Source organism: Streptomyces sp. NPDC088194 (genome assembly GCF_040702025.1).
In the GTDB taxonomy this organism is placed as follows: domain Bacteria; phylum Actinomycetota; class Actinomycetes; order Streptomycetales; family Streptomycetaceae; genus Actinacidiphila.
The window spans coordinates 36,279-47,578 of the sequence record NZ_JBFBIV010000042.1; the positions used below are offsets into that span (position 1 = coordinate 36,279).

An 11,300-nucleotide genomic window follows, 5' to 3' on the forward strand; every position below is an offset into this window, starting at 1 on the left:
GCGCTAGGCGGAGCGGGCCTCGTCCGGTTTGCGGTCCCGCCGGTTCGGCGGCCAGATCTCGGCCGGGGTGGGGGTGCGACGGCCCGGGTCGCGGGGTTCGGCGGCGGGCGGCGGGGTGGCCGGTTTCGGCTTGGCACCCGGGGTCGGGGCCGGCCGCGGCTTCGGATCGTCGGCGGCTCCGGCCGCGGTGGCGGCGGCCGGCAGGGGCAGGGTCAGCAGGCGGCGCGGGGCGGGCATGTGGGCCTCCAGACGCTGGCGTACGTCGTTCTCCGCGAGGGTTTCGCAGCGGCGCAGCAGGGCGGTGCGGCGGTGGTGCTCCGGGGTTCCGCTGGGCAGTGCGCGCAGCCGGCGCAGTGCGGCGAGGTCGTCAGGACCGGGCAGGTAGCCGCCGGCGAGGGCGGTGGCGAGGCGGTCCAGATAGCCGCTCACCGCACCGGGCAGTGCCAGCCGGTAGCGGTGCAGCTCGGCCTGCTGGAAGGCGCGCATCCGGCCCGCCTCCCGTACGGCGTCCTCCAGGCCGTCCGCGAGCCGCAGGCAGTCCTGCACGTACTCCGCGGGGCGGGGCGCGACCACCAAAGTGGGCACCCCCGCCCTTCTGTGCGGGCCCAGCACCTCCGCGAGCGCGCGCCGCAGCACGCGCACCTCGTCCGCGCTGAACGCCATTCCCCCTCGGTTTCCATGTGGCGTTGGCATGCATGGACATTAATCGTTAAGCGGACAAACCTCACGTATCGCCGCGCGGCTCGCCGGGAAGCCGCGCCGTCCGCGCGGCTACCCGGTCGGAGGGGCTGTCCGCGCGGCTGCGCGGTCGGCAGGGCTGTCGGCGGGGCTACGCGGTCGGCGGGGCGTTGCGGGCGTAGACCAGCCGCAGGCCGATGAGGGTGAGCCAGGGCTCGTGCGCGTCGATGAGGGACGCCTCGCCCAGCACCAGGGGCGCGAGGCCGCCGGTGGCGATGACGGTGACGTCGTCGGGGTCGTCGGCCAGCTCGCGGGCCATCCGCTCGGCGATCCCGTCGGCCTGTCCCGCGAAGCCGTAGAGGATGCCGGACTGCATGGCCTCGATGGTGTTCTTGCCGATGACGCTGCGCGGCCGGGCCAGCTCGATCTTGCGGAGCTGGGCGCCGCGCATGCCGAGCGCGTCGACGGAGATCTCGATGCCGGGGGCGATCGCGCCGCCCACGTACTCGCCGCGCGAGGAGACCGCGTCGAAGGTGGTGGCGGTGCCGAAGTCCACCACGATGCACGGGCCGCCGTAGAGGTGCACCGCGGCGAGCGAGTTGATGATCCGGTCGGAGCCGACCTCCTTGGGGTGGTCGACCAGGATCGGCACGCCGGTCTTCACGCCGGGCTCGACGAGGATCGCCGGCACGTCGCCGTAGTACCGCCGGGTCACCTCGCGCAGTTCGTGCAGCACCGACGGCACCGTGGAGCAGATCGCGATGCCGTCGATGCCGTCGCCGAGGTCACCGAGCAGCGGATGCATGCCCATCAGGCCCTGCAGCAGGACCGCCAACTCGTCGGCGGTGCGCCGTGGATCGGTGGAGATCCGCCAGTGCTCCACGATCTCCTCGCCGTCGAAGAGCCCGAGCACGGTGTGGGTGTTGCCGACGTCGATGGTGAGCAGCATCCGCCTCTACGCTTCCGCTCGCAGGTCGAGGCCGATGTCGAGGATCGGGGACGAGTGGGTCAGCGCGCCGACCGCCAGGAAGTGCACCCCGGTGTCGGCGTAGGCGCGGGCGGTGTCCAGGGTGAGCCGGCCGGAGGACTCCAGCAGCGCCCGGCCGCCGACGATGGCGACCGCCTCGGCGGTCTCGGCGGGCGTGAAGTTGTCCAGCAGGATCAGGTCGGCGCCGGCCTCCAGCACCTCGCGGACCTGGTGCAGGGTGTCCACCTCGACCTCGATCGGCACGTCCGGGAACTCCTCGCGGACCAGCTTGAAGGCCGCCGAGACACCTCCTGCGGCGACCACGTGGTTGTCCTTGACCAGGGCCGCGTCCGACAGCGACATCCGGTGGTTGGCGCCGCCGCCGCAGCGCACCGCGTACTTCTCCAGCGCGCGCAGGCCCGGCGTGGTCTTGCGGGTGTCGCGCACCTGCGCCTGGGTGCCGGCCAGGGCGTCGGCCCAGGCGCGGGTGGCGGTGGCGATGCCGGACAGCCGGCACAGCAGGTTCAGCGCGCTGCGCTCGGCGGTGAGCAGGTCGCGGGTGCGGGTGCGTACGGTCAGCAGCTTCTGCCCGGCGGTGACCCGGTCGCCGTCCTCGACGTGCCGCTCCACCTCGAACTCGTCGGTGCACACCACCGACAGCACGGCCTCGGCGACCCGCAGCCCCGCCACGGTGCCGTCCTCCCGCGCGGTGAAGTCCCCGGTGGAGAACGCGTCCTCGGGCACGGTCGCCACCGTGGTGACGTCCACGCCCTGGTCGAGGTCCTCCTCGATCGCCATGTGCGCGATGTCCTCGACCTGTACGGGGTCCAGGCCCGCGTCGATGATCAGCGCGGCGAGGTCCGGGTCGAGGCCGCACTCCAGCGGGTCCAGGTCGTACGGGTCGTGGGCGTCGCCGCAGCCGCAGCCGTCACCGCAGCCGCCGCCCGCGGAGTCGGCGGGGGGCGGGCCGAGCGTCGGCAGCGGGAGGGCGACGGGCTGAGGCCGATCGGGGCCCACGGGGCCAGCGGGGGGTGTCACGGAAGCTCCTTCGTGTGCTGCGTGCGTTGCTGCGGGCGTTGCTTCGTCCACTGCTCGTGCGTGCTGCCGCGTCCCACGGCCGCTTCGTGCCACCGCGTCCCACGGCTTCGTCCGCTTCTCACGGCCGGGTCCGCCGGAGGGTGGGGGCGGCCCCATCATCCCCGATCCCGGCGGCCGGGGTGACCGCCGCCGGAAGCGGGCCGGGACGGGTGGCCGGCAGGGCCGGGCCGTCGGTGGCGCGGACGTCCAACGTGCCGTGCGGGGTGAGCCGGACCACCAGGTGGCGGCGCCAGTCGCGGTCGTCGCGGTCGGGCCGGTCCTCGCGCCAGTGGCAGCCGCGGGTCTCCTCGCGGCGCCGGGCGGCGGCCACCAGCACCCGGGCCACCAGGCCCAGGTTGGTCGCCTCCCACGTCTCCACGCACGGCTCCGCGGTCTTGCCGTCCCGGTCGTACGCCTCCACCGCCGCGGTGTGCAGCCGCTCCAGGGCGCCCGCGGCCGTCGCGAGGCTGTCCGCGCTGCGCAGCACGCCGGCGCCCGCGGTCATGATCCGCTGCACCTCGTAGCGCGCCTCGGAGGCCAGCAGTGGGGCGTCGGCGGGGGCCGGCGGCACCGGCTCGCCCGGCGCGGGCCGGGTGCCCGCCATCACGTCGGCGGCGATCCGCTCGGCGAAGACCAGCCCTTCGAGCAGGGAGTTGGAGGCAAGCCGGTTCGCGCCGTGCACGCCGGTGCAGGCGACCTCGCCGCAGGCGTACAGGCCCGGCACGGTGGTCCGCCCGCGCAGGTCAGTGCGCACCCCGCCGGACGCGTAGTGCGCGGCGGGCGCGACCGGGATCGGCTCGGTGACCGGGTCGATGCCGTGCGCGCGGCACGCGGCCAGGATGGTCGGGAACCGCTCGGCCCACATCCGCGCGCCGAAGTGCCGGGCGTCGAGGTACATGTGCTCGGCACCGGTCTCCTGCATCCGGCGCATGATGCCCTTGGCGACGATGTCGCGCGGCGCCAGCTCGGCCAGTTCGTGCTGCCCGACCATGAAGCGCACGCCCTCGGCGTCGATCAGGTGCGCGCCCTCGCCGCGGACCGCCTCGGACACCAGCGGCTGCTGGCCCTCGGCGTCCGCGCCCAGCCACAGCACGGTCGGGTGGAACTGCACGAACTCCAGGTCGCTCACCTCGGCCCCGGCCCGCAGCGCCAGCGCCACACCGTCGCCGGTGGACACCGCGGGGTTGGTGGTCGCGGAGAAGACCTGCCCCATCCCGCCGGTGGCCAGCACGACCGCGCCCGCGCGCACCGCCCCCACGCCGTCCCGGGCGCCCGCGCCCATCACGTGCAGGGAGACGCCGGCGGTACGGCCCTGGGCGTCGGTGAGCAGGTCGAGCACGAGGGCGTTCTCGACGAACTCGATGCTCCCCTCGGCAGAGGCATCGGCATCGTCAGCGGCTGCGGCTGCGGCTGCGGTATCCGTGCCGGCGGCGGCAGCGACCGGTGCCGTGTCGGCGGCCGGGTCCTGAGGGTGGGACGCCCCGGCGTCCACCACCGCGGCGATCAGCGCGCGGGACACCTCAGCGCCGGTCGCGTCACCGCCCGCGTGGGCGATGCGGCGGCGGTGGTGGCCACCCTCGCGGGTGAGCAGGATCGTGCCGGCCGCGTCGGTGTCGAAGTGGGCGCCGGTCGCGATCAGCCGGCGGACCGCGTCCGGGCCCTCGGTGACCAGGACCCGCACCGCGTCCTCGTCGCACAGGCCCGCGCCCGCCACCAGGGTGTCGTCCAGGTGCTGGGCCGGGGTGTCGCCGTCGCCGAGCGCGGCGGCGATGCCGCCCTGCGCCCAGCGGGTGGAGCCGTCGTCCAGATGCGCCTTGGTCACCACGATGACCTTCGCGCCGGCCGCGGCGCAGCGCAGCGCCACCGTCAGCCCCGCCACACCCGAGCCGACCACGACCACGTCGGAGTCGAGCGACCAGCCGGGGGCGGGGGCGTGCAGGCGTATGCCGGTGGCGTCGCCGGGGCCGGCGGAACCGGCGGAGGAGGTGGTCATTCGGGGGCTCCGAACTCCAGGGGGAGGTTGTCGATCAGACGGGTGCCGCCGACCTTGGCGGCGACGGCCAGCACGGCGGGGCCGGTGTGGTCCGGCGCGGCCTCGGTGAAGGTGGCGGGGTCGATCAGCGCGACGTAGTCCAGCTCGACCGGAGGTTCGGCCGAAGCGGCGGCGTCCAGGACCGCGCGGGCGGCGCGCACCGTCGCCTGCGGGCCGCGCGGGGCGGCCTCACGGCCGGTGAACAGCGCCCGGGACAGCTCGCGGGCCGAGATCCGCTCGGCCTCGGACAGGTAGCGGTTGCGGCTGGAGCGCGCCACGCCGTCGCCCTCCCGGACGGTCGGCACGGCGACGATGTCGACCGGGAAGTTCAGGTCGGTGGCCATCCGGCGGACCAGCGCGAGCTGCTGGGCGTCCTTCTGCCCGAAGAACGCGGCGGTCGGCGTCACCCCGGGCCCCGGCGGAAGCGGGTTCGTCAGGTGCAGCAGCTTCGCGACGACCGTGAGCATGCCGTCGAAGTGGCCGGGCCGGGACGCGCCCTCGAACCGCTCCCCCATCGGGCCGGCCGTGATCCGCACCTGCGGCGGGCCGCCCGGGTACACATCCTCGGTGTCCGGCGCGAAGACGAAGTCGGCGCCCGCCGCCTCGGCGAGCTTCACGTCGGCCTCCAGGGTGCGCGGGTAGCGGTCCAGGTCCTCGTGCGGCCCGAACTGGAGCGGGTTGACGAAGACCGTGACCGTGACGACGCCGCTGCCGGCGTGCGCGCGGGCGGCACGGATCAGGGCGGCGTGGCCGTCGTGGAGCGCGCCCATCGTCATGACCACGGCCGCGGCGGGGGCCAGGTCGCGGGCGTGGTGGACGAGTCGGGTCATCGGGTCCCCCCGTCGGCGAGGGCGCCCAGCAGCGCCTCCGCGTATTCGGCCTTGAGCATTCCGTTGGCGAGCGCGCGGTCCGCGGTGGCGCGAGCCATCGCCACGTACGACGCGACGGTCTCCGGTGCGTGGGTGCGCAGTTCGGTCAGGTGGGCGGTGACCGTGCCGGCGTCGCCGCGGGCCACCGGGCCGGTGAGGGCGGCGTCGCCCGAGCGCAGCGCGTTGTCGAGCGCGGCGCCCAGCAGCGGGCCGAGCATGCGGCCCGGCTCCTGCACGCCGGCCTGCCGCAGCAGGTCCATCGCCTGGGCGACCAGCGTGACCAGGTGGTTCGCGCCGATCGCGAGGGCCGCGTGGTACAGCGGGCGGGCGGCCTCCTCGATCCACTCGGGCTCGCCGCCCATCTCGATGACCAGCGCCAACGCGGCCGTACGCAGCTCACCCGGCGCGGTGACGCCGAAGCAGCAGCCGGCCAGGCGCTGCACGTCGACGGGCGTGCCCGTGAACGTCATCGCCGGGTGCAGCGCGAGCGGCAGCGCCCCGGCACGCAGCGCGGGCTCCAGTACGGAGGTGCCGTACCGCCCCGACGCGTGCACCAGGAGCTGGCCCGGTCGTACGGCGCCGGTCTCGGCCAGGCCGCGCACCAGCGCGGGCAGCGCGTCATCCGGGACGGTCAGCAGCACCAGGTCAGCCCGGGCCAGCACCTCGGCGGGCTCCACCAGCGGCACGCCCGGCAGCAGCGCTTCCGCGCGGCGGCGGGACGCCTCCGACACTCCGCTGGCGGCCACGGGGTGGTGCCCCGCAAGCTTCAGCGCGGCGGCCAGTACGGGGCCGACTCGCCCCGCACCCACCACGCCCACGGTGAGCCTCGCCGGCTTCTCCTCCACCACGCCTCCCAGCCTCGGCGACCCCCTTCTCGTCAACCTTACGCGAACAGGGTGCCCCTGACCCCCGGGCGCCCCCGTCCCCTTCGTCACAGGGCCCCGCGGTGGGCGGCCGGTCCCCCGGCCGGCAGGACGGGGGCACCCGGGGGGTCCGGTCACGGCAGAGCAGAATCGGGGGATGGATACGACGGAACAACTACGGGCCCGGCGGCGCGCTGCCGTGGAAGCGTGTTCGCGGGTGCTGGCCTTCGGCCACGACCGCACGCTGCGGGAGTGGACCGCGCGGCTCAGCGAGGACGCCACCACCGCGGGGGTGGACCTGGACGCTCCCGCGGACCTGTACGGGAACGGCGTGGTGGAGGAACTGGAAGCGAGGGTCGCCACCCTGCTCGGCATGGAGTCCGCCGCGTTCTTCCCGACCGGCACGATGGCCCAGCAGGTGGCCCTGCGGGCGTGGGCGGGCCGGACCGGGAACCCCACGGTCGCCCTGCACCCGCTCGCGCACCCGGAGATGTACGAGCGGGACGCGCTGCGCACGGTGAGCGGGCTGCGCACGGTGCACCCGACGAGGGCCCCGCGGCTGCCGGACGCGACCGAAGTACGCGACTTCGAGGAGCCGTTCGGCACGCTGATGCTGGAACTCCCGCTGCGCGACGCGGGGTTCGTGCTGCCGACCTGGGAGGAGCTGGGCGCGACCGTGGCCGCCGCCCGCGAGCGCGACGCGGTCGTGCACTTCGACGGCGCCCGACTGTGGGAGTGCGCACCGCACTTCGGCCACACGCTGCCGGAGATCGCCGGGCTCGCCGACAGCGTGTACGTGAGCTTCTACAAGTCGCTCGGGGGGCTTTCGGGCGCCGCGCTCGCCGGCTCGGCCGACTTCGTGGCGGAGGCGAAGGCGTGGCAGCACCGCTACGGCGGCCGGCTCGCGCACCAGTTCCCGGCGGTGCTGTCCGCGCTGGCCGGCCTGGAGCGGGAGTTGCCGCGGCTGCCGGAGTACGTCGCGCACGCGAAGACCGTGGCGCGGGCGCTGCGCGAGGGTCTGGCGGACGCGGGCGTCACGCTGCCGCGGGTGCACCCGGCCGAGCCGCACACCCACGAGTTCCAGCTGTGGCTGCCGTACCCGGCCGAGGCGCTGGACGACGCCGGGCTGCGGATGGCCGAGGAGACCGGGATCAGCCTCTTCGGCCTGCGGCGCTTCATGGAACCCGGGCCGCCCGGGCTGTCGATGACCGAGGTCTCCGTGGCCGGGTCCGCCCTCGACTGGACGGACGCCGACATCCGCGCGGCCGCGGCGGCGTTCGCCGAACGGCTGGGCTGACCGGCCGTTCGGAACGGCCGGGCGAACCCGGGCTCCCGGACCGTATGACCCCCATGTCCATACGGTCCGGCCCGGTGGCGCCCCAGGCCGCTCGGCCTCGTCGGCCGGCCTCGTCGTCGGCCCCGCCCACCGGGCCGGATCAGTCCGCCACCCGGATCAGCAGCTTGCCGGTGCTGGTCCGCGACTCGACCAGCACATGCGCCTGCGCGGCGTCCGCCAGACCGAACTCCGCGCTGACCGGCAGCTCCACCCCGCCCTCGGTGACGGTGTGGAACGCCCGGTCGGCCATCACGCGCAGCAGCGCCGGATCGGCGGCGGCCAGCCCGAGAAGGGAGAAGCCGCCCACCGTGAGGGCCGTCGGCATGACGTCCTCGGCGCCGATCCGCCACGGCTCGGCGCCCCCGGCGTTGCCGAAGGAGATCAGCCGGCCGAACCGCGCGACCACCGCCTTCGTACGGCGGAAGGTCTCGCCGCCGACCGGGTCGAGGGCGATGTCCACACCGCGGCCGCCGGTCGCGGCCAGCACCTCCTGGTCGAAGGTGTCGATCGTGAAGACCTGGTCGTAACCGGACTTGAGGGCGTGCTCGGCCTTCTCCAGGCTGGAGACGACCCCGTAGACCGCGCTGGCGCCGCCGGCCCGGGCGAGCTGGCCCGCGACGGTGCCGACCCCGCCGGCCGCGCTCTGCACCAGGACGGTGTCGCCCTCGCGGAGCCTGGCCACCTCGTGCAGCAGGCCGTACGCGGTCGGCAGCACGCTGGGCAGGGTGGCGGCGGTGCGCAGGTCGATGCCGCCGGGGAGGACGAAGACGGCGGAGGCGGGGGCGACCACCACGTCGGCGTAACCGCCACCGTCGAGGAATGCGGCGACCTCCTGGCCGGGGGTGAACTCGCTGACACCGTCGCCGACTTCGCGGACCAGGCCGGAGACCTCGAGGCCCGGGCGGAAGGGCAGTTCCGCCACCCGGTAGCCGATGGAACGGGCCAGTATGTCGGCGAAGTTGACCCCGGCGTAGGCGATGTCGATGGTCACCTGGCCTGGCCCCGGGCGTGGTTCGGGCACGTCGACGAGGGTGAGTACCTCGGGTCCGCCGAACTCCTCGATGACGATGGCGCGCATGTGGTGCTCCCCCTAGCTGGTCGGCCACCGCGCCGAGGTGCTGCGGGCGCGGCGCCTACGGTCGGTCCGTACCTGGTCGGGTGTTGCCGCTGTGCCGGTGTGAACTGAGTGCATTCTTCCCTGGGAACTCCCCTGTGCCGCCTGCTTGTTCCCGACCTTCACCGGAAGATCACCGCACCGGAGGCTCACTGCGCGCCGCCGCCTCCCGCGCGCACCAGGCCGGACTCGTAGGCGAGCACCACCGCCTGTACCCGGTCGCGCAGTTCGAGCTTGGTGAGGATGCGGCCGACATGGGTCTTGACCGTCGCCTCGGACAGCACCAGCTTCCTGGCGATCTCGCCGTTGGACATGCCCTGGGCGACCAGCAGCAGCACCTCGCGCTCGCGCTCGGTGAGCCGGTCGATCCCGGGGTGGCCGGCGGGCTCCGCCGCGTTGGGCAGCATCGGGGTGAAACGGTCCAGCAGCCGGCGGGTGGTGCTCGGGGCGACCACCGCGTCGCCGCTGTGCACCGCGCGGATCGCGGTCAGCAGTTCGTCCGGCGGCACGTCCTTGAGCATGAACCCGCTGGCGCCCGCCTTGAGCGCGGTGAAGGCGTACTCGTCGAGGTCGAAGGTGGTCAGGATCAGCACCCGGGGCACGGCGGGCGACCCGGCGCGGGCCGCGTCCTGGGCCGCGCCGCGGTCCGTGTGGCGGTCGCCGCCGCAGATCCGGCGGGTGGCCTCCACGCCGTCCATCCGGGGCATCCGCACATCCATCAGCACCACGTCGACCCGGGTGTGCCGGAGCACCTCCAGCGCCTCGGCGCCGTCGCCCGCCTCGGCCACGACCTCCATGTCCGGCTGGGCGGCGAGCACCATCCGGAAGCCGGTGCGCAGCAGCACCTGGTCGTCAACGAGCATGACGCGGATCGCCATCGGTCGGGGTCCTTTCGTGGTCGGGTGGTGGGGTCGCGAGGTGCCGCGGCGGCGGTCAGGGGACCGTCAGGGGCCGCCGCCGGTGCCCGGGGCGCGCGGGGGCGGCGGCGGGGTCCGGCGGGCAGCAGGGGCGCGACGGGGCGGCAGCGGCCGGGAGCGTCATCCGGCGCCGCGCAGCGGCAGCACCGCGCTGATCCGGAAACCGCCGCCGGGGCGCGGCCCCGCCGTGAGAGTGCCGCCGACCATGCCGATCCGCTCCCGCATGCCGATCAGCCCCTGGCCCATGCCGTCCCGGCCGCCCTGCGCGTACAGCTCGCGCCGCGCGCCCCGGCCGTCGTCCTCGATCAGCAGGTCGAGCGAGGCGTCCCCGAAGCCGAGCAGCACGCTGGCGCTGGCGCCGTCGCCGCCGTGCTTGCGCACGTTGGTCAGCGCCTCCTGCACGATGCGGTACGCGGTCAGCTCGACGCCGCTGGACAGCGGGCGGGCCTGCCCGGCCACCTCGAAACGCACCGGCAGGCCGGCGCCGCGCACCTGGTCGATGAGGTCCGCGAGTTGGTCGACGCCGGGCTGCGGGACGTACTCGCCGCCCGCGTCGTCCCCGGCGCGCAGCAGTCCGAGCAGCCGCCGCATCTCGGCGAGCGCCTGCCGTCCGGTGGTCGAGATCGTGGAGAGGGCCTGCTTGGCCTGGTCCGGCGCGGCGTCCAGCACGTACGCGGCGCCGTCGGCCTGGACCACCATCACCGACACGTTGTGCGCCACCACGTCGTGCAGTTCCCGGGCGATACGGGCCCGCTCGGCGGCCACCGCCGCCTTCGACTGGGCCTCGCGCTCCCGGTGCAGCCGCGCGGCCCGCTCCTCCAGCTCGGCGTAGTACGCCTTCCGTGTGCGCAGGCGGTCGCCGACCACCCAGGACAGCGCGAAGATCACGGTCAGGAAGAAGGTCTGGAGCAGCGTGGTCCAGATCGTGGAGTACTCGGTGTGCGGCGGCCAGCGGAGCATCGACACCGGCGCGGCGGCCAGGCCGCCGATCAGGGCGAGCCGGGAGGACCAGCGCGCGCCGTTCGACGCGCAGGTGTAGATGATCACCAGGAAGGCGAAGTTGCCCGGGTTGGCGTGCACGTCCAGGACGAGTTGCAGCAGACCGACGGCCACCGCGAGCAGCAGCAGCCGCTCCGGGGCCTTGCGGCGCAGTGCGACGACGGCGGCCAGCGCGAACGACAAGGGGATCGCGGCGAGGCGGGCCGGCCTCGAAGGGGTGCTGTCCACGACGACCCACAGCGCGCACGACACCAGCAGGACGACGGCCCAGAAGCTGTCGACCCACGTCGGGTGTCGGCGGAAAAAGTCGTAGACGCGCTGCACATAACCCAGCGTAGGCATGGCAACCCGTCGCGGGGTCAGCCCCCAGAGCGATCCGCGCTACTCCCCAAGGTGGACCTCCGGTCGGGTCGGCCGCTTCCGGGGCGCCCCCGCGGGCGGCGGTGCC

General features: G+C 74.9%; 10 protein-coding genes. 1 reads left to right on the forward strand and 9 read right to left on the reverse strand.

Annotated features, from left to right (window positions below; genetic code table 11):
* Nucleotides 1-3: 3 nt before the first annotated feature.
* The 6 genes from AB0399_RS23065 to AB0399_RS23090 all read right to left on the reverse strand — a co-directional run bounded on the left by AB0399_RS23065 (nt 4) and on the right by AB0399_RS23090 (nt 6,480).
* Nucleotides 4-663: a hypothetical protein gene (locus AB0399_RS23065; protein ID WP_366412608.1), complete on the reverse strand. Its 660-nt coding sequence runs from the start codon at nt 661-663 to the stop codon at nt 4-6.
* A gap of 166 nt (nt 664-829) precedes the next feature.
* Entirely contained in the window at nt 830-1,627 is a 798-nt protein-coding gene (locus AB0399_RS23070) for a type III pantothenate kinase (RefSeq protein WP_328467641.1), read from the reverse strand.
* A gap of 6 nt (nt 1,628-1,633) precedes the next feature.
* Nucleotides 1,634-2,626, reverse strand: coding sequence for a carboxylating nicotinate-nucleotide diphosphorylase (nadC, locus tag AB0399_RS23075; protein ID WP_366412624.1), 993 nt, complete (start codon nt 2,624-2,626; stop codon nt 1,634-1,636).
* Between the two features lie 175 nt (nt 2,627-2,801).
* Nucleotides 2,802-4,715 carry an L-aspartate oxidase gene (locus tag AB0399_RS23080; protein WP_366412609.1) on the reverse strand — a complete coding sequence of 638 codons (1,914 nt, stop codon included), beginning with the start codon at nt 4,713-4,715 and terminating at the stop codon, nt 2,802-2,804.
* A complete protein-coding gene (gene panC, locus AB0399_RS23085; protein WP_366412610.1) occupies nt 4,712-5,584 on the reverse strand; it encodes a pantoate--beta-alanine ligase in 873 nt (290 codons plus the stop codon). The genes AB0399_RS23080 and panC overlap by 4 nt, the downstream gene beginning before the upstream one ends.
* Nucleotides 5,581-6,480, reverse strand: a complete 900-nt coding sequence (locus AB0399_RS23090; protein WP_366412625.1) for a DUF2520 domain-containing protein — start codon at nt 6,478-6,480, stop codon at nt 5,581-5,583. The genes panC and AB0399_RS23090 overlap by 4 nt, the downstream gene beginning before the upstream one ends.
* Nucleotides 6,481-6,643: 163 nt before the next feature.
* Between AB0399_RS23090 and AB0399_RS23095 the strand changes: the two genes are divergently transcribed.
* Nucleotides 6,644-7,783 (forward strand): beta-eliminating lyase-related protein, encoded by a 1,140-nt coding sequence (locus AB0399_RS23095; protein ID WP_366412611.1) that lies wholly within the window; start codon nt 6,644-6,646, stop codon nt 7,781-7,783.
* Nucleotides 7,784-7,922: 139 nt separating this feature from the next.
* Here the strand turns inward: AB0399_RS23095 and AB0399_RS23100 are convergent, their stop codons facing one another.
* The 3 genes from AB0399_RS23100 to AB0399_RS23110 all read right to left on the reverse strand — a co-directional run bounded on the left by AB0399_RS23100 (nt 7,923) and on the right by AB0399_RS23110 (nt 11,176).
* A complete protein-coding gene (locus tag AB0399_RS23100) occupies nt 7,923-8,900 on the reverse strand; it encodes a zinc-binding dehydrogenase (RefSeq protein ID WP_329366133.1) in 978 nt (325 codons plus the stop codon).
* A 185-nt stretch (nt 8,901-9,085) separates the two neighbouring features.
* On the reverse strand, nt 9,086-9,814 hold the full coding sequence (locus tag AB0399_RS23105; RefSeq protein ID WP_329366135.1) for a response regulator transcription factor: 729 nt from the start codon (nt 9,812-9,814) through the stop codon (nt 9,086-9,088).
* A 159-nt stretch (nt 9,815-9,973) separates the two neighbouring features.
* Nucleotides 9,974-11,176, reverse strand: a complete 1,203-nt coding sequence (locus AB0399_RS23110) for a sensor histidine kinase (protein WP_366412612.1) — start codon at nt 11,174-11,176, stop codon at nt 9,974-9,976.
* Nucleotides 11,177-11,300: the final 124 nt, after the last annotated feature.